The sequence below is a fragment of the Neorhizobium huautlense genome, from assembly GCF_002968575.1.
Lineage (GTDB): Bacteria > Pseudomonadota > Alphaproteobacteria > Rhizobiales > Rhizobiaceae > Neorhizobium > Neorhizobium huautlense.
Window position 1 is genome coordinate 134,939 of record NZ_PVBM01000012.1, and the last position, 21,045, is coordinate 155,983.

The following is a 21,045-nucleotide window of genomic DNA, read 5'->3' on the forward strand; positions in this document are numbered from 1 at the left end:
TATTAGGGGGTTTTTATTTAAACTGTGTAAAGCATACAGTGGACGTTTCTGCCTATCACGCCTACCTTCTTGCGTCGAAAGAGCTGTTCAGCCTATTGGAAAGACTGCTAGGCAGAGGAAGGCAAGGGCTGCCGAAAGGCAGCTCGCCAGGGCGAGAGGCCACCAACCAAGGCCAAGGAACGGCGCGGCGATAGCGGTACCTGCCGCCGTGAACCCCAAGATGCCTGCCACAACCAGTGCAGCGCCACGAGAATGATCGCCCTTGGAGGCTACTATGGCCTGATGGAAGCCTATCGGACCACGCAGACCGAACGCCCCATTGGTGATGGCCCAGATGGGCACGATGACAGCAAGGCTGCTTCCACCGAACTGAACATAGGCAAGGATCAGCAGGAAGGCAGTGAGCAAGACTCCCGTTCCGAGGTAGATCATGCGTTCGACCCCGAACTTGCTTGCGAGGTTGCTTGAAAGGTTCGACGCCAGGATAAAATTGGCTATTCCGCAAATCTGCAGAAGGATGAAATCCTCAATGCCGCCACCCATGATCTCTGTCATCACGACCGGTGCGCCAAAGACGAAGATGAGGATTGCGGCGAGGGAGAAAGCCTGGCTCAGCGCGTGCCGAAGGAACACCCCGTCCCGCAGGATCGATAGGTAGCTGCAGTGCGTTTCGAGGGCTATGGTCCGATCGGGAAGCGAGTGGCTGTAGACCACGCAGGCAATGGCGCAGAAGATCGCAAAACCTCCAAGAACCAGGAAGGATGTTTCCCAGCCGCTCACGCCGAGCAGGAACGCCCCTGCCACCGGGGCAAGCGCCGGGGTAAGAGATTCGATCGAGCCAAGTCGTCCGAACATTCCGGCCGCCTTGTCACTAGTGAAGAGACCCTGGATGAAACCTGGAGCAAATACTGCAGGACCAGAGCCGAAAGCTCCTTGAGCGAACCTGAATGCCACCAGCCACTCCAGCGTAGGCGCGAATGCTGCCAGGATGGAGGTGAAAGCAAATAGGGTCAGCGACCAGATCAGGAGTTTGCGAGGGGAATACCTCGCCCCAAGCTCGCCGAATGTCAGCAGGCCCACGAGAGTCCCTGCGGCATAGGCTGCCAGCACCATCTGGGCTAAAGCGGGCGTGCCGTCCAATTCGCGTGGCATCGTGGGAACCGCGGGAAGGACTAGGTCAGTGCCGGCGATACCGAGGATTGTGCCAAACGCAATAAGCGAAAACATGAAGGCGGGCGATGCAGATCGGATCATGGCCCCGTATATCATTCGACAAAAGTCGGACCTATCACCCTGCACTTATGGGACCGAACAAATTGGTTGATGAGTTGGCTGGGGCGGACGTCTCCTGGGCCTCCACTACCAAAGATTCTGCGTGACCGGAGGTTTGCTTTGGGCCGACAGCGGAAGTGATTTCCGCTTTGCGCCTCCATTTCGGACGTTCACGTCGACGGGAAATTTCCCCAAAGCGCCTCGTCCGGCCCCAGTGAAACAAGGTGACAACGCCCCTGCACCGTCGATGGAGATGCTCATATCCGCGTAGGAGTTTAGTCAGTCGGACGTATCACGGCGAACTCATCCCTTTAACCGAGATGCTGGAGACACTCATGCTCAAGAAATCACTGTCCCTTTTTCTACTTCTTTTCACCGCTACATCAGCTTTGGCCGCATCGGCAGTCACGCAGGCAGACCTCAATTTGAGGACAGGCCCAGGCGTTGGGTATCAGCCAATCACCACGGTCCCAGTGGGCCGGACCGTCACTGTGTTCGGATGTCTCGATCAGGGCCGCTGGTGCGACGTAAGCTGGAATGGATATCGCGGCTGGCTGAGCGGCACCTATCTTGGGGCGGTGCACGTTCGCGTACCCATGATCACCTATGACCCCGTCGTCTACGAGCGCTATTACGTCGGTCAGCCCTACTACAATCCGAGAGCGGCAGCACGGCGCGATGCAAGGATCGAATATCGGGTTCACCGGAGAATGGATCGTCGTTGGGAGCGTTGGACTGATTGAGGAACACGCGTCCGGGTGAAGCGCTAGTCACATGCCCTGAATGCCGCGGCTTCGATGTTTTACTTCGGAGAGGGCGCCCGAGATGCTCAATCCTTAAGGCGCTCCATACCCAAAGACTCGGATAACGCGTCTGGAGATTGCCTGTGCAGAGTTCGCCCGACTGGGCGAACTCCTCCTATTATTCCCATGTCCGCAGCTCACGGCTGCTGATTACGACTAAGGGACCGGATGACCGAAACTCTTGAATGCTCACCACCGGGGCATCCTCGCTGGAAAGATGCTGCCGGCTGGCGCGCGTGGGGGAAACACGAATGACTTTGTGGAAAATGAAGGTGAAAAGAATCTTCTATCGGTTATTTATTAAGAGCAAGCAACGGAATGGACCCACTTCTCTCCCCTCAATAAGCTCCAAGGGATGCTCCCGATCAGATCCATTGTTCTTTCAGTCCGAACATATTCCGGTGGACATCGGCGTTCGGCGCGAAGAGATCTGGCATTCAAGACCGCAACGAGCTTGGCTTGAGCAGTACAAAAAACCGGGAAACTGATCGAACGTGCACCAAACCATCTCACCCGGAGGCCTGTATGAATGAGGTCTTGCTGTTCCACCACCCACAGGGGCTGACCAAGGGTGTGCGCGCGTTCGCCGACGACTTGCGGGCCACAGCGGTCACATCGTGCACACGCCGGACCTGTTCGACGGACGCACGTTCCAGAAGATCGACGAGGGTCTAGCCTACATCGGTAAGATCGGATTCGACGAAATGCGGGAGCGGCATAGGCTAAAACCAGCAATGTAGCTGTGCCCAATGCGGTGATTGTCTTACTCATGGTTTTGGATCTCTCCATTTGAGAGGGAGGGCGGCGATTAACGTTTGCGCAGAGCCCTGAGTTCAGAGAGGGAAAGGCTGCGGTCGCCGTTGCTGTCTGCGTGCAGAAGACGATCAGGAACGAACTGAGCAAATTCGGCCCTCGCAATTCGACCATCGCCATTCGTGTCCATCCGGTGTGCTTGCGTTTCCAAGCCCCCAGCGGTTGCCATTTGAAACCTGCCGCCCGCTCTCGCACGCTCAAGGGCGACCTTTGCCTCATCTTTATCGAACACGCCATTTCGATTTGCGTCCAGACGATCGAACACAATGGCGCGCGCCGCCTGCAGCTCACTGAACTGAAGTGATCGGTCACCATTTTGATCCATTTGGCGGAAGGCCTGACGGGCCTCTTGTCCGTCTGCCGCACAAGCGCTCCCGGTCGCCAGAAAAATCATCACGCAAGCCAGCGGTTTCACGTTCATTCTATTCTCCCCTTTTCTCAGATGGGATTGGCATCAATGCCCTCTTCTACGGGCGCTGACCGGGGTTCCTACGAGCGGTCTCGCTTTTTTCTGTTTGAGGGGAAGGCTCTCTGCTGCGTGCTCCGCCTGTCGAATTCGGAAGGCGATGGCGTAGGAGGCATGCAGCTGCGTCGTATCAGTTCGTGTCGCTGCCCATCGGCGGCCGGAAACAACGCAACAAAAGGACCACGACCAATGAAACTGAAGCCATACGCACGCATCGCGGCGCTGGTGGCGGCGCTTTCAGTGCCAGCGTTCTCGGCGGAGGCGCAAACAAGTTTGCCTGTTCTGCAGCGGCTTGACCAGAACAAGGACAATGCTGTTACGCGCGACGAGATCCAGGAGGCGCGCGGGAAACTGTTCGCGCGCCTCGACGCCAACGGAGACGGCGCAATCGACCAGGATGAAACGGAACGGCTCCGTGACGCGATTATGGATCACGCGATGGCGATGCAAGCGTTTCTCGGAAATCAGATGCTCCGTCTGGATACCGGTGGCGATGGCAAGGTGTCCGCAGACGAGTTTCGAGCGCGCACGCCCCTTTTCGATCTCGCTGACCGGGACGGGGATGAGAAGCTGTCGGACGGCGAATTTCTCGTCATTCGCAGCATTCTGTTCAACCGTTGAGTTGATTGCAGTTACAAACCAAAAAATTCCATTGGTAATAAGGAGATGACGATGATGACTTGCTGGAAGACAATCTTTGCCGCACTGGGTGTTGTCGTAACGTTGGTCCCGATGCCGGCGATGTCGGCCGAGTTGACGCGGGATACGCGAAGCGGCGGTCAGATCACCCGCAACGGAACGAAAGACGGGAACATCTATCAGGGACAAACGACGCGCGTCGGACCGAACGGCGCGACCTACACCTCGAGTTCGACCTGCCGTGATGGTGTGGTCGATCGCTGCCGCCGCAGTTACTCGGCCACGGGTCCTGATGGCCGGACGTACTCAGGCAATACTGCGACGGCGCGAGGTCCCTATCGCGTGCGTTCCATCGGGGTTCACAATGGCCCCGGCGGAACAGTCGGCGTCATCCGCCGCCATTGGAGATAAATCCGCGTGAGCCAGGCGCGTGTCCCGGAACCAGCTGGGCTGCCGGAGCGCCTCGATGACGGGGAGCTGCTCGCCCGTATTGCTGCTGGCGAGCAGCCTGCCCTCCGGCAACTGATAGACAGACACGGACGGGGCCTGCAGCTACTCGCTGCACGTTATCTCGGCGGAGCCGATGAGGCGGAGGATGTCGTTCAGGATGTCTTCTTTTCCGTCTGGAATAACGCAAAGCGTTTCGATCCCGCAAAAGGACGCGCGACCACCTGGATCTACCGGATCGCTGTTAACCGATGCATCGACGTGAAGCGGTGGCGCCGGTTCCGGCTGTTTCTCGGATTTGACGACACCGACGATGTGTTTGCATCAGACGATCCGCCAGCGGATACGCTGATCGGCGCACGCCAGGAACTGGCCATCGTCCGCGCCGGTCTCGACACGTTACCGGAACGCCAGCGCATGGCGCTGCTCCTGCGCGCTGTTGCAGACCTTGACGTCACCTCGATCGCCGAAGCTATGGGAACCAGTGCCGGTTCGGTAGAGCAGCTGCTGGTGCGGGCAAGGCGGACGCTGCGCGCCCGGCTCGCGAAGGTTGGTGAATTCGAACCAAGGGATGAAAGGCTGTCAAAATGAACACAGACGAGTTCGAGAACCTGAAAGTCAGGTTTGGGCCCGACACCGCGACGTGGCCGGCGCCTTTTCGACAGGAGGCGTCACGGTTTCTGACTGGGCACCGGCTTGCTGCGCTCAGCGACGATGAAACGCTCGATTATCTTGTTCTCGACGCGGCGAAAACGTCGGTCGACGAGACCGTGCTCGTTCGCCATGTGATGACAAGAGTTGCAAAGTCCAGGCGCCGGTTTGGGCCTACGGTTGGCCCTCGATGGTGGTCGATCCCGGCAACAGCGGCAAGCATGGCATTTGTCATCACACTGTCTGCGGCCAGTGGCTACTGGGCAGCGGGGGCGCGAATAGACATTTCCGACGACGCCCTTCTGGCCTTTGCCATTGGCGTCCCCCCCTCCGAAGTGGCGCATACGTCGATCTTCAGACAAGAAGAAGGAAGCCGCCCGTGAAACGATTTACCTGGCCTCGCTTACTCCTGTTGGCCGTCTTCATAGCGTCGCTGCTCGGAAATGCCTTCTCCCTGGGCTACGTGTTCAAAAGGGATCGTGACGCCCCCGCAATGTCCATTTTGGCTGAAGGCGCGTTTTCGGCATATCCGGATGATGTCCGCACGGAGTTTCGTCGGCTCTTGCGAGAAAACCGAAAGCAAACCGTTCAGGCGCTTCGCCAATTGCGCGAGGCGCGGCGTGAGCTTGCGTCGGCAAGTGCCCTGCCGCTCAAGGAAGTGGAAGTAGGAAAGGCAATGGCCGATGTTCGGGAGGCGACCGATGCACTCCAGCGTCTCATGCAGAGTCTGCTACTCGAGGCCCTTCGGGCGACAGAGCGAGGGCGGGCTAGCGATACCAAGTGAGGCACGGGCTGTCTGCCCGCAAAGGAATGGAGACCAACTGCACCCTCAAAGCCTCCAAGGACGCATGCAGTCATATAATTGGCTGAAGCGCGTTGTCGCCCTCTATGCGAAGGGGACTATATTGGGCAAAGCGTCCATCGGACAAACCGATGGCACAATCGGAACATTGCGTTTTATTTTCCGGTCGAAGCAACACATCTTCTTACCATCGGAAAAGGAGATGCACATGAACGATATCAAGATCGAAAACGCAGAGATTGTTATTGTGGGTGGGAGCTCCGGCATGGGGCTGGCGCTTGCGCGGCGGCTCCTTCTCGAGGGCGCGAATGTGACCATTGTGGGTCGCTCGCAGCAGAGGCTTGAAGCCGCAAAAAGTGTGCTGGTGAGGGTTCACGACTTCGCACTGCCGTTCTTGACGTGACACAAGAAGATCAGGTCGCTGCCTTCGGGTTTCGTTCGGCAATAACCAGACGCTCGATCGCGTTACCACGCTCTCGGGCGAGAGCTTATGTTGGAACTGCAGTGCGGCGCTGAAGGCAGACTGACGTCGGAGACCTTCTGATGGGTTTAGGCGCTTGCATAAGCAAGTCCGGTGTTGCCACAACAACAGCTCAATGCCGCCGGTCGCGGCGCCCGGATTGCCTTAACAGCTGCTCACACCTTAATGGGAGTTGGACCAGCGATATCGGTTTTCGGCCAGAGCGTGCTGGAAAGCGGGCGGTCGTAAGGCTGGGATCTCGCGTGGGCTATTCACCCTCGATGGACACCTTCACCCGTCGTGCCAGCGTATTCATGTCGAACGGCTTGGTCAAAACCTGCATGCCCGGCAATAGATGCCCTTGGTTTAACACTGCATTCTCCGCGTAGCCCGTCACAAACAGGACAGGTAGGTTCGGCCGCGTCTCGCGGGCACGATCTGCAAGCTGGCGGCCATTCATGCCATTTGGCAGCCCCACATCGGTCAGCAACAGGTCGATCCGTCGATCTGCTTCCAGGACCTTGGTTGCCTCACGTGCGTCACCAGCCTCAATGACCACATAACCCAATTCCTCCAGTTGTTCAGCAGCGACCATGCGGATCAGAGGCTCGTCGTCCACGAGAAGGATTGTCTGACTTGGCGCCGCGGCAGTCGGCCTGCCGGCAGGTATCGTCTCGTCCGCGCCAACCTCACCCGTGAACCTAGGCAGGTAGATGAATACAGCCGTACCTTCGCCCAGCTCCGAAAAGATCCTAACGCTGCCGCCGGATTGGCCGGCGAACCCCCATACCATCGACAAGCCGAGGCCGGTCCCCTCGCCGATGGGCTTCGTAGTAAAGAATGGATCAAAGGCGCGGGCGACTGTTTCTGGTGCCATGCCCGTACCCGTGTCCGAGACAGAAACCGATAGATATTGACCGGCCTTCAACCCCAGAGCAGGCGCCATGCGATCATCAATCCAATGGTTTGCCGTTTCGATCGTCAACGTGCCGCCGGATGGCATCGCGTCGCGTCCGTTGATACACAGGTTCAGAAGCGCGCCTTCCAATTGACCCGGATCGACAAGTGTCGGCCATGCTCCGGATCCCTGAACGACCTCGACGGCGACTGCAGGGCCAACGCTCCGACGCACCAGCTCCTCCATCGAAGTTATGAGCTTGTTGACATCCGTGGGCTTGGGAGCAAGCGTTTGTCTCCGGGAGAACGCGAGCATACGCTGCGTTAAAGATGCGCCGCGCGCGGCCGCGCCAGTTGCAGCAGTCAGATAACGATCGATATCGCTCAAACGCCCCTCTGCCACGCGGCTCCTCATCACCTCGAGACTGCCGAGGATACCTGCCAGGAGATTGTTGAAGTCATGGGCCAGTCCGCCGGCGAGTTGCCCTACGGCCTCCATCTTTTGCGCGTGCCGCAGAGATTCCTCCGCTGCCATGAGTTCGCCAGTGCGTTCCGCGACCGTTGCCTCCAATGACTCGTTGGCGCGACGCAACTCCGCCTGGCTCGCGAACAACTCGGCCTCTGATCTTACGCGTTCAATATGGGCCCATGAGCGCTCAGTGACTTCCTGGACCAGCGCGAGTTCATGAGACGTCCAATTATGCGGCAGCTTGTGATGGACGGCCATGAGAGCCGTAAGTTTTCCATCTTTCACCAGTGGCAAGCAGATCGTTGCCGCGATGCCAATTTGCCTGAACGTGGCTGCTTCTTCCGGGGCAAGTTCCTTCAAATTGTCACTGATCACGAGGGGGCGTCCCGCAGAAAGCTCGTCAACGGCCAATCTGCCAAAATCTCTGAGATGATATCGGCCAGTAATGTGGTCGGAACCGGGGGCCGCCCAGTCTCCTCGTATGGTGAAGCCGTCCTCGTCAGCGTCCATGTCGGCGTAGGCGCAAACGCATACGCCCAGTTGTTCGCCGAGCATACGGGTGCTGGTTTCCAATATGGCGTCCGCATCCTTTAGCGGAGACGTCGTCTTTCCTAGCGCATCGAGGAAATCCAGCCGCGCCGTATACCGTGCCTTTTCAGCTTCCGATTTTGCGCGCTCGACAGCCGACCACGTCCGTTGGGCAACCTCGGTCGCAAGAGCAACATCGTTATGCGTCCACTTGAGTGGAAGCGGATGGTGAAGAAACAATATAGCTCTTAATTGGCCATGTTTGATCAGGGGCACTGCCAAGACGGTTCGCGATCCGATTGCATGAAACACCGCAGCCATGCTCCCGATCCGATCATCCTGGTCGACGTCGTCTACGCACAGGACCCGACCGTGTTTGAGCTCTTCGATGATCGACGGGCCGAAGTCATTCATGCGGTATTTGCCAGCAGCACTCGCGATTCGCCCGTCTGTCCAATCGCGCTCCACGATGACGTGTTCTTCTTCATCATCGATTTCACCGTAACCAACTCTTGCTACGCCGAGCGCTCTGCCCAGTGCTTCGGAAGCTGCGGCCATCACTGCAACTGGATCTGCGATATCCCTCAGCGTTTCCTCCAACGCGAGATGAAAGGCTTGCCTCTTCTCCAGCATGACGCGCTGGGTGGTTTCAGTGACGGCGCAGAACATTCCCCGCACGGCGCCATGCTGATCCCGTACCGGCGAATACGAAAAGGTAAACCAGCTCTGTTCGTCATAGCCGGCGCGGTTCATAATCAGCGGAAGGTCCTCGCTGAAGGTGGCGATGCCCCTCATCGCTCTATCAATAAGAGGGAAGATGTCGTCCCAAATCTCGTGCCATATATCCTTGAACCGCGCGCCAAAGGCGGCCGGATGCTTTCCACCGAGTATCTGCGCATAGGCGTAGTTGTAAAGGAAGGCCAGTTCGTCACCCCATGCCACGAACATGGGGAACTGGCTATCGACCATCAGGGCTATCACCGATTTGAGAGAGGGATCCCAACAGTCCGGCGGGCCAAGGGATGTGCGTGCGAAGTCAACGGTTTTCAGGAGTTCGGCAACCGGATGTAGAGTAAGAGGCGCCTGCAGAATATCTGGCCCGGAATCCATCAATCCGTCATCGATCCCGATCCACGCATTAGTCATTAGCACCCCCGGCGCATCAACGCTGTTTAACGTCTGTTAGCGCGACAGAGTTCCGCCAGCTAAACTCAAGTTCACAATCTCAGACGCGGACGCCCGCTATCTTGCTGATGCGAGTGATCGTAGTAATGCCAGGGACTTACCTGAGCCGGTGGCCGGATTTACCTGGCATCATCACCACTTTCCGACGGATCTTCACTGAGCGTCCGAATGTCGGCCGCTGAGTTTATGCCGACAACGCACGGCCGGAGAGTGCGGCTCTTCGAGACATCACAAGGTCGAGTGGCACTACATCGCACCGGGAAAGCCGAGGCAGAACGGCTATGTCGCGTCCTCCACCGGCCGTATGCGTGGCGATCTCTTGTACGAAAGCCTGTTCTTCGGCGTTGATCGTGCCCGCAGCACCATCGAAGAATGGCCGGAGGATTTTAACCATTTCCGACCGCACCCATCGCTTGGATACCAGACCTAGCAGGCTATGCCGGGATAGGCTAGCACGGGGAGCAGGCGGCGCCTGTTGAGCATTTGTACACATTCAAAAGTCTAAATCAGCAGGAACCCTCGGCAAGACGACGTTCGTCATCGCGGAAGAGGCTGTTGCTGAGCCTCTTCATGCATTTGCCTGAGCCACCTGTTTTATCGGGTGATCGCCCGTTGTCGGACCTTAACCGTAGTTGATCGGCAGCCAGTCGTAATTCGTGCTGTCTTGGCGCACATGGCCGATGCCCGGAAAGGCGATATGCGCGCCTGCCACAAGATATCTGCCTTCCACCGCCTGCTTGAAGGCAATGTCGCGTGCGGCCACGGCGCCTGTCTGGTCGATGTCGAATTCAATGGCGACGCCCGGTTCATCGAATTGCACGATATCGCCATGGGTGATGTCGCCCCAGAATACGATCTTCTGGCCTTCGCTTTCCAGCGTGATGGCGCTGTGACCCGGCGTATGCCCCGCATAAAGAATGGAACCGAGACCGGGAACAGGTGCCGCGTTATCCGCGAAGGTCTCGAATTTTCCAGCTTCAGCATATGGTGTTACACATTGATCCGCCTCGACGAACTGCTGCTTGACGATGCCCGAGGCTGCCTTCGCATTCGCCGCACTCAGCCAGAATTTTGCCTCTCGTTCATTGACCCGCAACATGGCGTTCGGGAAGGTACGTTTGCCATTGCTCATCAACCCGCCGGAGTGATCGGTATGAATATGAGTGAGGACGACATCATCGATGTCATCCACCTTGTAACCGGAAGCCTCAATGCTGGACACGAGTTTGCCGAGCGATGGCCCTAGATAGGCACCGGTGCCTGCATCGATCAGCACCAGTCTTTCTCCAGTATTGACAAGGAAAGCGTTGACGGAGGTTGGGACCATGTCCGGCAGAAACGCATCTTTCAGCGCGTTTTGTGCATCGTGCTCGCTGGTGTTGGTGTAGAGCTTGGCAAGCGGCAGGGCTACAGTTCCGTCCGACAGGGCCGTAACCTCCACAGTGCCGATTTTTAACCGGTAGAATCCGGGTGCTTGAACAGCTGCAAAGGGTGCTTTGGCGAAAGTGACTGACGGCACGACAAAAGGTACGACGACGAGGCCGGTCAGAGCGCTTTTGAGAATGGAACGGCGGGATGGCATAAATTTGATCCTTGATTGAGGGTGCGGAGTGACTTGCAAGTTCCTCGTCATCAGCTAAGGATGTCTCGATCAGCAATCAAATCGATACCACTTATGCAAGTCATCGATCACTTCAATCTACGTTCATTCGATCTCAATCTTCTCGTAGCTTTCGATGCCATGATGGAAGAAATGAGCGTCACCCGTGCAGCGCAGCGGCTGAAAATTCAGCAGCCTGCCATGAGCCACAATATATCGACCCTGCGGACCTTGTTTCAGGATGAGCTCTTCATCCGTATAGGACAGGTGATGAAGCCCACGGCACGAGCGCTCAATCTGGCCGGTCCGGTACGGCAAGCTCTACGGCAGGCGCAAGCGGCCGTCTTGATGGCGGACGTATTCGATCCGGCCACCGAGCAACGCACGTTCCGGCTGGGACTTTCCAGCGAAGTGGAACTGCTGTTGCTGCCCGATCTGACGGCACGCCTGCGAGAAACCGCACCGGGCATACGCATTCTGGCTCGCGGAGGTGATGCGGCAGAGGTCGACGCGATGCTGGATGCGGGCGTCATCGATCTGTCTGTGGGGTGCAGCTATCTACCGGACTCACGGCACCATTGCGAGCCGCTGTATCAGTCCAGCGTATTGTGCTGTTTCAATCCGCATTTGCTGAAGCTTTCCAATCCGGTGGGCCTTGATGCCTATATGGCAGCACAGCATGCGGTGATCTCGCAAACCGACAGCCTGCATGGCTGTGTCAAGGATGCGCTGGAGCATGCGGGTGCAGAACTGGAAGTGGTGGCGGCAGCTCCCGATTTCATGTCGGTATTGGCGACTGCACATTCATCAGCGGTGATTGCCACCGTCTCATCGCGAATTGCGCTTCGTTACGGGCCGCTGCTGGGCCTTGAGGTCAGCCCGGTGCCACTGGCGCTTTCTTTTCCACCGGTCGCAATGGTCTGGCCGCTTCAGATGGATAGCGATCTTGGCTGCATATGGTTACGGCAACAGATCCGTGAGGCGATGCTGACGACGAACGGGGGCAATGTCGTGGATGTTGCGGCCTGACGTTCCATAATGAGCAGCGTGCGTTTGAACGCCATCCGGCCTAATGGGGGACCTAACCATCTATCTAGGCATTCTGAAATCTGGCCGTTGAAGGGATTTGGGCCGGAAGATATTCGATCACCAAGTCTGGACGATCCCGGCCATCATAGAGCGCACCGCGGTCGCCATCCGTGGTTTAGGTGCTATTGCAGGAAATGCGGCCCAACCCAGCTCCGAGATTTTTGGGGAGTCGTCGACGCTGCAGCCACTGTCGGGAAAATTCGCGATCGATCCTTGATCCAAAGAGCATGCAAACCTATCTGGCTATTGCGGACCGGGCCCCTCTCGCGGAGGCTGATCAAGCCTCGTGATGTCGGACCGCATCGGAACGATCCCGATGCTCTGACAGCCCGGCATTCGCGCCACAGTCATGTGCGGTCGCTCCGATCATTTCCGATCAAGAGGAGCGACAAAATGGATTTTCTCTTCACCGACTTGCTTGGCACGCCTGTCTGGTTCTGGCTGGCATTTCTTGGCCTCGTCGCCGCGCTCACCGCATTCGACCTCGGGGTCCTTCACAAGGAGGATCGCGAAATGGGGATCAGCGAGAGCTTGAAGCTCTCAGCCTTCTATATCGGGATTGCCCTGCTGTTTGGGGCTTGGGTCTGGTATGCGCGCGGGCCTGAACCCGGCATGCAATACTTCACCGGCTTCTTCATCGAGAAGGCGCTTTCGATCGACAATGTCTTCGTCATCAGCCTGATCTTCACCTATTTCGCGATCCCGCCCAAATACCAGTACCGGGCGCTGCTGTGGGGCATCCTTGCTGTGATCGTGTTGCGCGGCCTGATGATCGCCGGTGGCGCGGCGCTGGTGAATGAGGCGTATTGGGTCCTCTACCTCTTTGCGGCATTCCTGATCTTCACAGGCGTGAAGATGTTCTTTGCGGGCGACCAGCCGATGGACGTCGCGAACAACCGCGCGGTACGGTTCATCTCGACCCATATACCGGTCACCAGGGAACTGCATGGCCAGCGCTTTTTTGCGCGTGTGCGGGACGGAAAGACGGGCAAGCCGGTCATTGCGGCGACGCCACTGTTCCTCGCGCTCGTCGTGATCAACTTGGCGGATCTCGTGTTCGCGGTGGACAGCGTGCCGGCCATTTTTGCAATCACCACCGACACATTCATCGTCTACACCTCCAACATCATGGCGATCCTGGGTCTGCGCGCGCTTTATTTTGCGCTCGCGGCCATGGTGCACCGCTTCCACTACCTGAAATACGCGCTTGCGGCGGTGCTCGTGTTCATCGGAACAAAGATCTTCGTCGCTGACTTCTGGCTCGGAGGAGATAAGTTCCCGCCTGCGGTAAGCCTTGGCGTCACCTTCGCGTTGATCGCAGCCGGTATTGCGTATTCGCTGTGGCAAACACGTAGCGAGCCGGAGCCGGACCGGCCAAGAGAGGCGGGATCAAAGGGCTCAGCCCGCATCTCAGACCCTAAACCATAAGGTCAGGTGGTGGCTCGGTTGGCGAGACACAGCATTTCGCGCCGGACTCGAACTTCGAAGCCGGACCGTAACGAAGGTCCGGCAGCCGTTTGTCGCTCATGCTTTCCTTGCCGCCAGAAGAAGGCTCTCAAGCCGGTCGGCGAATAGGCATCCCCCCGCGGCCAGCATCATCAAGATCATTCCGGTGACGCTCTGCAGGGTGATCGCCTCCCCTGCCAGCAAAGCACCCACGCCGACGGCGATCACCGGAGATACGAAGGCAAAACTGCCGGCTCGCGACGGGCCAATGTCCCGCAAGAGCTGCATGTAAATGCTGTATCCGATCAAGGAACCGAAGATGACAAGAAAGAGCCATCCCGCGATTGCGCGCCAGCTCCACATGGTCCCGATGGCGGCCGCGGCATCCGGCTCCATGATGAAGGAAGCTGCGAGCAGCACGCCACCGCCGATCAGCGTCGTCGATCCAGACAGGACCACGCTTCCATAGCGCGATATGAGCGGTCGCGCGAGGACCGATCCCCATGCCGAGGAGATCGCTGCCCAGGCAACCGCTACAAGACCGAGCACTGCCGACGAGCCTGCATTGGTCGCCGCGAGCGCAGGTGCGAAGAGAACGGCCAGTCCAGCCATGCCGAGCACCATGGCGCCAAAGCGAACGATGCTCCAGCCCTCCTCACTCAGCGCGATGCCGAAAACAAGCAGAGCCAGCGGCGTCAATGACATCTCCAGCACGGCGGCCGTGCCGGAGGGGACGAATTTCATCCCCCAAAACAAGGGACCATAACAAAGGGTAATCATAAGCAGACTGGTGACGAGCAGCCGAACTACGTGCTGCCCCTGCATCAGCGTCAGGGAGCGCCGGATCGCACCCCATCCCAGGAGCACGATCCCTGCGCAGATGAAACGTGTCGCGGCAAAGAGCATCGGAGGAACGGTTGTGACGCCGATCTTGACGGCGATCCATGTCAGTCCCCAAACGAGGCAAAGGATGAGGAACTTGGTGAAGTTGCCAACAGATGTCACTGGGCTTGTCCTATGTAACGGTTTAAATGCATTACATGCGTTACAACAAGGTGCCGGCGAACTTGTTCCGGTGGTGACATGGCGACTTCGACGAGAGACATGCCGCTGAATGGCGGCCATCCGGCTCTTGACTTCGTCAACACGGTTGACAGCCGAAGGGGACGATGGGGCCCTGACCTGCTGCGGTGTTGCGACGACCTTATCGTCCTGGCGGCGCGGGTTGGCCTGATCGATGAGAAGCAGGCGGTCATCCTTGACCAACTTGCTAAGAGGCGGCCGCAACAAGCAGGAACCTTAGTTGAAGAGGCGATCAGCTTGCGGGAGGCGATATACGACCTCTTCGTGGTGGAAGACACCAATCAGCCCTACCCGGACAAGCCGTTTGCAGTTATCCACGAGAGGGCTAGGCGCGCGCGTGCGCGGCAGCGCCTTTTCGAAACAAAAGAAGGCTTTCAGTGGCTGCAGCCGATTAGCGAACTTACCGACCTTGTGGACCTGTTCGCCTGGCAGGCGTCTGAACTGCTCATCAGGCGACATGAGCGCCGTCCGGTGCGAGAATGCAAAGGCGATAATTGCGGCTGGCTGTTTCTCGACACTTCGAAGGGCGGGCGCCGTCTTTGGTGTTCCAATGCAACCTGCGGCACGCACGCAAGGGTCAAACGCTTTCGAAGAAAAGCAGACCCCCAGAATTAGGGCCGGCATACATCCGCTGTGCAGCAGGGTCGGTGCATAAAACAACCCATCGGGTCGAAAAAACGGGAGACTTCGACTATCTATCTCGGCATGATCGATTTTGCGGACCGAAGCCGGCAATGACGCGGAAGATGAGCAGGGCTTGGCTCACAAAGCTGCTCGCCGGTGCGGGCGGGCTGTTGGCCGCAGCGCTTTCCCTAGGATATTCCCTATACGAGCAGCGCGAAGCCGACATGATTCCGCAGGTGGAAGCGGCGACGCCGGTTGAGGCCGGACGCTGGAAGGTTTCCGTCAGCAGAAGCACTATCGACGCAGCGATGCCGAACGGGGCACGAATATCGCCAGGCAAGAAGGCGATCGTCGCCGAGATGATGCTAGAGAATATCTCAGCGGAAAGCTCGAACCTCTATGGCAACCTGATCAAGCTCGCCAATGTCCACGATGCATCAAAGCCACAATACTATTTGAAGCGTGACCGGGCCATATTGTGGGACTTGCATCCGAGAATGCCTGAAGCTGTAACTGCAGTCTGGGAGGTTCCGGCGACACTTTCGCTACCGACTGTTTTGCGGCTACGGATCGAGGGCGCCATCTTCAAACCGCGGGACAATCTCTATGCCGCGCCCGGCTGGTTTCCTTCGGGCAGCGTTGCGGAGGTAGCATTGCCCCTCAAAGTGGGGATTGAGCCATGACGCGGCCAGCCCCGATGGTCCTCACAATAGTCCCCGTCGCTGCGCTCCTCGCGGCGTTGCAAGCAACGACGCCGCCCTATGCCATGCTGACCGGGCCGATCCGCACGACAGGGCACCAGACCGAGACGGTTTTGAGCACGACCTTCGGCGTGAAGGTCCATCGCGTACTGAAGGCCGGAACGATTGCCTACACGCGGTTCGGGCGGGCAGTCCAACTGCAGACTTCCGGAGTTTGGATCGTGGTCTCCGCCGAGCTGCGGGCCTTCCAGGAAACGATGCCGGTTCGCGCAGCGACCCTCATCGGCGCCTCCGGCCGATCGTATCGCCAGTCTCGGCGCGCAGGGGAGGCTCCAGGCATTCTCTCGGCGAAAGTCGTTCAGCCGGGCTTGCCGACGACAGGCATTTTCGTTTTCGAGCTCCCCGACGACGAGACACTAGGCATGAAGCTCGTGCTTTCGGAGCAATATGATCCACAACTGAAGGACGAGATCGGCGTGTTTCTCGAAGACGATGGAACGGCCTCGCGCGACAGGTTGGAGATTGGCAAAGATGGTGTTTGACCGCGAGCGGAAGATGTGGTGGCTTTCGCTCGCCAGCCTGCCAGCGCTCGTCGCTGCCGCCGTCGTGATCAATGCCTGGCGCAATATCGAGAATTACAGGCACCGCATCGAGACCGATATCACGCAAGGGCCGGATCACCTCGATTACGCAGGCGCGACGTGGCGGCTCGAAAACGTACGCTTGCTTGGTGATGGCCGGGACGCCAAACTGCGCCTTCCCGGTCAGATGCGACTTGTCATCGTTCGCTTGGTAGCCACCGCCACGCGCGACATCGGTGATGCCTGGGGACAATGCGAGGTCAGCCTGACGGATGGAACGGGGCGTCGCTGGTTGCCGCTCGACGTCAGCCTGTCAAACGATATCAGCCGCGACCTCGATCCTGGCAGGGAACCCGTAAGTGGCTGCGGTATCACGTCGCTGAAACCGCCTCCAAAGGATCATGCTGCCCTGATCGAAGAGAAGTTCGTGGTTCCGGCTGAGGCAGTTCCGGTCCTCTCGGTCAAATTGAGCACAGCTGCCTTGCGGCCGAAAGCAATCGGTTTTGCTCTTGATTTGAATTGAAGTCGCGGCGCTCCGCCTTCATTTTCGGCCCCTCCACTCTCGCCCTTGTGCGAATCCGATCTCGAGCGTGGCCGCCAGAAGGCAAATCTTGATCGGCGTCACCAGTAGTCCTTCGCCCGGCTCGCTTGGCGTGCCTATGAAGGGTGAGATGGTCTGCGCGATGATCTGCCAGAGCGACAGGTCATGTGGGCCAATGAACTGCGTGAGACCGTACCAGGCCCAAGCGGATCCCCAATCCAGCAGGCGATAGACAAGAATGGCGGCGAGGATCGCGACGATGCCGGAGTTCAGCGCGAGGCCGACGCCCTCGGCGAGGGCGCGATACCGTTTAAGTGTGCCCTCAACGAAGTGCGAAATGAAGTCGCGTACGGATTTCGGCAGCGTCTGCCAGCGGGAAACGGCACGAGCGAAACGCCCCTCACCTAACGCGCGCTCGCCGTGGATGTCATAGCCGTAGACAAGAGCTGCGAACGTCAACCAGACCACGGGGTAGAGCGAATAGAAGAATAGCCCGACTAGTCGTGTGTGAAGCGGCAGGGGGGAAAATTCTGGAGGCAGCGGAATGGCTTGCTGTGCGGCGGCGTCTGTTACCGGCGTCAGGAAGCCAAGCAGCATGCCCATCGTTTCCGGCAGATGGCTGAACCAGGCTCGAACGTCATCCTCCCATTCAGAGAGGACGAAGAGGCCGATAAAAGCCCAGTTGGCTTCGCAAATCACGATAAGGATCGGCCATATCGAGGCGCGCGAACGTTTGTGCATAGCCTTTGCGAAACGGCGCACGGCCCAGGCGACGACCACGGGCGCGATCAGCCATGCGCTACCCGATACGTCAAGCAGGCCGACTGCCTCGCCCGAAAGAAGGAGACTGAGAGACAGGCGGGAGTAGTCGCGCACGGTGTCGCCCAGAAAACCCCAGGCTGCGTAGAAGGCGAAGAAGGGGACCAGAGTGAGAGCCAGAGCGCTCACGAAATTGCCGGGAACCGTTTCGATCTCGGCATGCGGCTGTCCCGTCAGCGTCCGCGAGGCCGCGTCGAGGGCCGGCAGGCCGCGGCGGACCGTCTCGAACAAAGCAACGACGACGACGAGCTTCAGCAGGACCACTAACGCCAGCGCCGACAGGCCGGCCAGCGAATTCCATCGCCCGATCATGGCTGCGGCCTCGTTCAGCAGGAGATTGCCGATAAACCCCAGCAGCCAGAGCGCCGCCAGTTGCGGCCAGAAACGCCAAAGCAGGGAGGCCGTCAGATGCAATAGTTGAAGGGCGGTTCGAATACCGGCGCTGAGTCCGATCGACGAAGCAGGATTTGACATCTGTTCCCAATAGCATTTCGTTGACTGCGGGCCAACGGCTCAGAACATGAAGATGCAGCGCGCGCATTACCATTTGGGACGCGGCGACAGGCAGTTTATAGCCACCTTTTATCCGGTTCAGAACGGCCTGCTGATCACTGGACAGAATGCCCGCTCGTTGGTGGACCGGGCTGGAACCCTTGCCAGTACGCTAAGGTTCACCAAAACCTCTTGATCAAATGCCTTTGTGAGGGAGGCGGCAGTCAAACCTCCTCTCGTCTCAAACACTAGGTAGTGGCTGCGAGCGGCGCCTCCTCCGTTACCCGAATTTTCCGGGCGAGGTTGCGAGAAGCCTCTTACGCTCCACTACCTTCCTATTGTACTTGGGTGGCCGGGTGGCGGACGTCCCTTACTCGGTACAGAAATTATCGAGGGGCCTCCTACCCGCGAACCTCTGCCAGTGAGGATAGGTGACCGTCCGACCATCATCGCGAACTGAGAGCCGCAGCCATGCAGAAGTGGAATGAAATCGCTCACCTGCAGGCAGCGTAAGCGAAAGTGGCGGGCGAGGCTTTTGACCGCAGCCTGTTAACTTGACGGTGTCATTGCGTGATCCGATTAGCTTATATAGGATTACATCCGTCGCGAAAATCGGCTGCCGGTCCTGACAGTCGCAGATACGTCCGTCACGACTTTTGTCCTGGCCGCACCAGCGTCTCCCGAAGCAACAGATCTATCTGCAGGAGCGCTTGCATGCGTCATTCCATCACGATTATCGGTGCCGGCCTTGCCGGCCTGACCCTCGCACGAATTCTTCATCTTCACGCTATTGCGGTAATCATCTACGAAGCCGAACCCACCGCCAATGCTCGTTCACAGGGCGGCCTGCTCGACATTCACGAACACAACGGCCAGATCGCACTCAAGGCCGCAGGACTTTATGAAAAATTTCTCGGTCTCGTCCGTCCCGGTGAGGACGCCAAACGCGTGGTCGATAGGAATGGTGCGGTTCTGTTCGAGCATCCCGGAGACGGGTCTTTCCGGAGTCCGGAAGTCGACCGGGGCGATCTGCGCGCGATGCTGATCAACTCGATCCCGGCCGATGCGATCAAGTGGGGGCACAAGCTGACATCCGTCACGTCTCTGGAGGGAGGCCGCCGTCGTGCCACGTTTGCCAATGGGACAAGCGTAGAGACCGATCTCCTTTTGGGGGCGGACGGCGCATGGTCGAAGGTTCGTCCGCTTGTCTCCGATGCGAAGCCAATTTACTCGGGGATCTCATTCATCGAAACGATGCTGCTCGATGGGGATCGGCGGTTCCCGGCCATTGCCGAGGCAATTGGAGAAGGCACGCTGATGGCTGTCGCGCCCGGTCAGGCCATCCTCGCCCATCGTCATGCGGACGGAACGCTCCATACCTATATCGCCCTGCGCAAGCCCGAGGATTGGACGAAGTCGATAGACCTGACCGATACCAGGGGGGCCCTGGCTCGGATTGCCGTCGACTTCGAAGGATGGTCGGAGCCTTTGCTGACGCTTGCGACCGAGAGCGACACCGCGCTCGTGTTCCGTCCGATCTATGCGCTGCCGGTTGAGCACCGCTGGTCGCGCAGGCCCGGCGTGACTTTGCTGGGCGATGCGGCGCATCTCATGTCTCCCTTTGCAGGGGAAGGGGCTAATCTGGCGCTTTATGACGGTGCAGACCTCGCCGAGGCGCTCGTCGCGTCGCCGGACGACCTGGAAGCGGCCCTTGCTCGCTATGAGGAGAAGCTCTTTCCTCGAAGTGCCCGTATCGCGTCTCTGACGGCGAAAAATCTGGACTGGTTCTTTGGCGAGGGCGCCCCTGAAAGCGTCGTGGCGCTGTTTCGGCCGCATCTTGTATAGGGCCCCGCCCCTGAGTCATTGCCCGGCCAACCGTGACGATCTCACTGGACCGACATAGTGGACGAGACTGCCGCGTTCGGCCTCAAACATCTGCCAGATCGTGTGGTCTGCAGCGGGCGACATCGAAGCCTTCACGCTTCAATTGCCGCCGGACTTTCCGAACACCATAGACGCGGAAGTTCTGCTCAAAGATGCGGCGTATCTCGATCTTCAGGCTGATATCGCTGCGGGCGCGGATCGACAGGCGATCTACGTCCAGGCGCTTGGCGACATTCTCGTGATAGGTTGACGGGCAATCGGCAGCAGTCTGCAGATCGGCTCGACCCCGAAAACGCCACGGTGTTTGTTGATGAACGAGATCATCGTTTGAAGGGGCGGTCGAGCTCCGCCATCGCGAAATATGCCGACGCCTTTCGCAAATCTCGTTGGCTTGACGAAGCTCGCGGTTCTCACGCTACCGGCTGAACACGCAGGTCGAGATGCTGTACGTACTCGCGGTACCAGCCCCTCAACGCATTCTTGGTGGGATATCCCAGCTGGCGAATGGTCGCGTTAAGCCGCTTGCCAAGCCGGATATAGAGCTCAACCGCTCGAAGTCTGTCTGCGTAGGAATACATGAACTACCTCCTTGGCGGTCCGAGTTTTCGTCCGCAGCCCCACCGGCTCATGTATGGATGCCCCCGTTCATGCAAGTTTTTCTTTGAGCGGTTTGAACGTGTGATTGGATGCGGTCATGTATCAGGCCTTTGATGCAGTCTGGAATTTACTGCTGGCCGGTATGGAGCTAAGCGG

The 21,045-nt window shown here is 58.5% G+C and carries 20 protein-coding genes, 4 pseudogenes and 1 other annotated feature; of the genes and pseudogenes, 16 read left to right on the forward strand and 8 right to left on the reverse strand.

The window, feature by feature from the left end:
- Nucleotides 1–87 precede the first annotated feature (87 nt).
- Entirely contained in the window at nt 88–1,269 is a 1,182-nt protein-coding gene (locus tag C5L12_RS15245) for an MFS transporter (RefSeq protein WP_170109100.1), read from the reverse strand.
- 338 nt (nt 1,270–1,607) lie between these two features.
- Between C5L12_RS15245 and C5L12_RS15250 the strand changes: the two genes are divergently transcribed.
- Nucleotides 1,608–2,015: an SH3 domain-containing protein gene (locus C5L12_RS15250; RefSeq protein ID WP_157949055.1), complete on the forward strand. Its 408-nt coding sequence runs from the start codon at nt 1,608–1,610 to the stop codon at nt 2,013–2,015.
- A 585-nt stretch (nt 2,016–2,600) separates the two neighbouring features.
- A pseudogene (locus C5L12_RS15255) lies at nt 2,601–2,791 on the forward strand (dienelactone hydrolase family protein); the annotation flags it as partial.
- 92 nt (nt 2,792–2,883) lie between these two features.
- On the opposite strand, the gene C5L12_RS15260 reads toward C5L12_RS15255, so the two are convergent.
- Complete coding sequence (locus tag C5L12_RS15260) at nt 2,884–3,309, reverse strand: EF-hand domain-containing protein (protein WP_105372895.1); 426 nt, start codon at nt 3,307–3,309, stop codon at nt 2,884–2,886.
- Between the two features lie 159 nt (nt 3,310–3,468).
- Between C5L12_RS15260 and C5L12_RS15265 the strand changes: the two genes are divergently transcribed.
- The 6 genes from C5L12_RS15265 to C5L12_RS28795 all read left to right on the forward strand — a co-directional run bounded on the left by C5L12_RS15265 (nt 3,469) and on the right by C5L12_RS28795 (nt 6,296).
- The gene (locus C5L12_RS15265) at nt 3,469–3,975 is read left to right on the forward strand and encodes an EF-hand domain-containing protein (RefSeq protein WP_245422916.1); all 507 of its coding nucleotides are present in this window, start codon (nt 3,469–3,471) and stop codon (nt 3,973–3,975) included.
- A gap of 51 nt (nt 3,976–4,026) precedes the next feature.
- Nucleotides 4,027–4,404: a hypothetical protein gene (locus C5L12_RS15270; RefSeq protein WP_105372897.1), complete on the forward strand. Its 378-nt coding sequence runs from the start codon at nt 4,027–4,029 to the stop codon at nt 4,402–4,404.
- 6 nt (nt 4,405–4,410) lie between these two features.
- Nucleotides 4,411–5,031, forward strand: a complete 621-nt coding sequence (locus C5L12_RS15275; protein ID WP_105372898.1) for an RNA polymerase sigma factor — start codon at nt 4,411–4,413, stop codon at nt 5,029–5,031.
- Complete coding sequence (locus C5L12_RS15280; protein ID WP_105372899.1) at nt 5,028–5,474, forward strand: hypothetical protein; 447 nt, start codon at nt 5,028–5,030, stop codon at nt 5,472–5,474. The genes C5L12_RS15275 and C5L12_RS15280 overlap by 4 nt, the downstream gene beginning before the upstream one ends.
- Entirely contained in the window at nt 5,471–5,875 is a 405-nt protein-coding gene (locus C5L12_RS15285) for a periplasmic heavy metal sensor (protein WP_105372900.1), read from the forward strand. The genes C5L12_RS15280 and C5L12_RS15285 overlap by 4 nt, the downstream gene beginning before the upstream one ends.
- A gap of 226 nt (nt 5,876–6,101) precedes the next feature.
- Nucleotides 6,102–6,296, forward strand: a complete 195-nt coding sequence (locus C5L12_RS28795; RefSeq protein WP_245422918.1) for an SDR family NAD(P)-dependent oxidoreductase — start codon at nt 6,102–6,104, stop codon at nt 6,294–6,296.
- Between the two features lie 325 nt (nt 6,297–6,621).
- Here the strand turns inward: C5L12_RS28795 and C5L12_RS15295 are convergent, their stop codons facing one another.
- Complete coding sequence (locus C5L12_RS15295; RefSeq protein ID WP_105372901.1) at nt 6,622–9,393, reverse strand: GAF domain-containing protein; 2,772 nt, start codon at nt 9,391–9,393, stop codon at nt 6,622–6,624.
- A 259-nt stretch (nt 9,394–9,652) separates the two neighbouring features.
- On the opposite strand from C5L12_RS15295, the pseudogene C5L12_RS15300 reads away from it, so the two are divergent.
- A pseudogene (locus C5L12_RS15300) lies at nt 9,653–9,859 on the forward strand (integrase core domain-containing protein); the annotation flags it as partial.
- Nucleotides 9,860–10,054: 195 nt separating this feature from the next.
- Here C5L12_RS15300 and C5L12_RS15305 read toward each other — a convergent pair.
- Entirely contained in the window at nt 10,055–11,014 is a 960-nt protein-coding gene (locus tag C5L12_RS15305; protein WP_105372902.1) for an MBL fold metallo-hydrolase, read from the reverse strand.
- A 93-nt stretch (nt 11,015–11,107) separates the two neighbouring features.
- Between C5L12_RS15305 and C5L12_RS15310 the strand changes: the two genes are divergently transcribed.
- Nucleotides 11,108–12,061, forward strand: a complete 954-nt coding sequence (locus C5L12_RS15310) for a LysR family transcriptional regulator (RefSeq protein WP_105372903.1) — start codon at nt 11,108–11,110, stop codon at nt 12,059–12,061.
- Between the two features lie 453 nt (nt 12,062–12,514).
- Nucleotides 12,515–13,549, forward strand: coding sequence for a TerC family protein (locus C5L12_RS15315; RefSeq protein ID WP_105372904.1), 1,035 nt, complete (start codon nt 12,515–12,517; stop codon nt 13,547–13,549).
- Nucleotides 13,550–13,645: 96 nt separating this feature from the next.
- On the opposite strand, the gene C5L12_RS15320 is transcribed toward C5L12_RS15315, so the two are convergent.
- Nucleotides 13,646–14,572 carry a DMT family transporter gene (locus C5L12_RS15320; protein ID WP_105372905.1) on the reverse strand — a complete coding sequence of 309 codons (927 nt, stop codon included), beginning with the start codon at nt 14,570–14,572 and terminating at the stop codon, nt 13,646–13,648.
- 78 nt (nt 14,573–14,650) lie between these two features.
- Between C5L12_RS15320 and C5L12_RS15325 the strand changes: the two genes are divergently transcribed.
- The 4 genes from C5L12_RS15325 (at nt 14,651) to C5L12_RS15340 (ending at nt 17,079) form a co-directional block, all read left to right on the forward strand.
- Nucleotides 14,651–15,265, forward strand: a complete 615-nt coding sequence (locus C5L12_RS15325) for a CGNR zinc finger domain-containing protein (protein ID WP_105372906.1) — start codon at nt 14,651–14,653, stop codon at nt 15,263–15,265.
- A 179-nt stretch (nt 15,266–15,444) separates the two neighbouring features.
- Nucleotides 15,445–15,957: a hypothetical protein gene (locus C5L12_RS15330; RefSeq protein WP_157949056.1), complete on the forward strand. Its 513-nt coding sequence runs from the start codon at nt 15,445–15,447 to the stop codon at nt 15,955–15,957.
- On the forward strand, nt 15,954–16,517 hold the full coding sequence (locus tag C5L12_RS15335) for a hypothetical protein (RefSeq protein WP_105372908.1): 564 nt from the start codon (nt 15,954–15,956) through the stop codon (nt 16,515–16,517). The genes C5L12_RS15330 and C5L12_RS15335 overlap by 4 nt, the downstream gene beginning before the upstream one ends.
- Nucleotides 16,507–17,079 carry a hypothetical protein gene (locus tag C5L12_RS15340; protein ID WP_105372909.1) on the forward strand — a complete coding sequence of 191 codons (573 nt, stop codon included), beginning with the start codon at nt 16,507–16,509 and terminating at the stop codon, nt 17,077–17,079. The genes C5L12_RS15335 and C5L12_RS15340 overlap by 11 nt, the downstream gene beginning before the upstream one ends.
- An 18-nt stretch (nt 17,080–17,097) precedes the next feature.
- Here the strand turns inward: C5L12_RS15340 and C5L12_RS15345 are convergent, their stop codons facing one another.
- The gene (locus tag C5L12_RS15345; protein WP_105372910.1) at nt 17,098–18,390 is read right to left on the reverse strand and encodes a hypothetical protein; all 1,293 of its coding nucleotides are present in this window, start codon (nt 18,388–18,390) and stop codon (nt 17,098–17,100) included.
- Nucleotides 18,391–19,122: 732 nt separating this feature from the next.
- Between C5L12_RS15345 and C5L12_RS15350 the strand changes: the two genes are divergently transcribed.
- Entirely contained in the window at nt 19,123–20,253 is a 1,131-nt protein-coding gene (locus C5L12_RS15350) for an FAD-dependent oxidoreductase (protein WP_105372911.1), read from the forward strand.
- Nucleotides 20,254–20,362: 109 nt separating this feature from the next.
- Here the strand turns inward: C5L12_RS15350 and C5L12_RS15355 are convergent.
- Nucleotides 20,363–20,707, reverse strand: a pseudogene (locus C5L12_RS15355) (IS3 family transposase); the annotation flags it as partial.
- Nucleotides 20,543–20,658: a sequence feature (AL1L pseudoknot), on the reverse strand. (Overlaps the previous pseudogene by 116 nt.)
- Nucleotides 20,706–20,870, reverse strand: a pseudogene (locus C5L12_RS15360) (IS3 family transposase); the annotation flags it as partial. The pseudogenes C5L12_RS15360 and C5L12_RS15355, both read right to left, overlap by 2 nt.
- Nucleotides 20,871–21,045 lie beyond the last annotated feature (175 nt).

Coding starts and splice junctions, on each gene's coding strand:
- C5L12_RS15270 (WP_105372897.1), top strand. CDS start 4,027: ATGATGACTTGCTGGAAGACAATCTTTGCCGCACTGGGTGTTGTCGTA.
- C5L12_RS28795 (WP_245422918.1), top strand. CDS start 6,102: ATGAACGATATCAAGATCGAAAACGCAGAGATTGTTATTGTGGGTGGG.
- C5L12_RS15280 (WP_105372899.1), top strand. CDS start 5,028: ATGAACACAGACGAGTTCGAGAACCTGAAAGTCAGGTTTGGGCCCGAC.
- C5L12_RS15310 (WP_105372903.1), top strand. CDS start 11,108: ATGCAAGTCATCGATCACTTCAATCTACGTTCATTCGATCTCAATCTT.
- C5L12_RS15305 (WP_105372902.1), bottom strand. CDS start 11,014: ATGCCATCCCGCCGTTCCATTCTCAAAAGCGCTCTGACCGGCCTCGTC.
- C5L12_RS15350 (WP_105372911.1), top strand. CDS start 19,123: ATGCGTCATTCCATCACGATTATCGGTGCCGGCCTTGCCGGCCTGACC.
- C5L12_RS15295 (WP_105372901.1), bottom strand. CDS start 9,393: ATGACTAATGCGTGGATCGGGATCGATGACGGATTGATGGATTCCGGG.
- C5L12_RS15260 (WP_105372895.1), bottom strand. CDS start 3,309: ATGAACGTGAAACCGCTGGCTTGCGTGATGATTTTTCTGGCGACCGGG.
- C5L12_RS15265 (WP_245422916.1), top strand. CDS start 3,469: ATGCAGCTGCGTCGTATCAGTTCGTGTCGCTGCCCATCGGCGGCCGGA.
- C5L12_RS15325 (WP_105372906.1), top strand. CDS start 14,651: ATGGCGACTTCGACGAGAGACATGCCGCTGAATGGCGGCCATCCGGCT.
- C5L12_RS15245 (WP_170109100.1), bottom strand. CDS start 1,269: ATGATATACGGGGCCATGATCCGATCTGCATCGCCCGCCTTCATGTTT.
- C5L12_RS15340 (WP_105372909.1), top strand. CDS start 16,507: ATGGTGTTTGACCGCGAGCGGAAGATGTGGTGGCTTTCGCTCGCCAGC.
- C5L12_RS15315 (WP_105372904.1), top strand. CDS start 12,515: ATGGATTTTCTCTTCACCGACTTGCTTGGCACGCCTGTCTGGTTCTGG.
- C5L12_RS15250 (WP_157949055.1), top strand. CDS start 1,608: ATGCTCAAGAAATCACTGTCCCTTTTTCTACTTCTTTTCACCGCTACA.
- C5L12_RS15345 (WP_105372910.1), bottom strand. CDS start 18,390: ATGTCAAATCCTGCTTCGTCGATCGGACTCAGCGCCGGTATTCGAACC.
- C5L12_RS15335 (WP_105372908.1), top strand. CDS start 15,954: ATGACGCGGCCAGCCCCGATGGTCCTCACAATAGTCCCCGTCGCTGCG.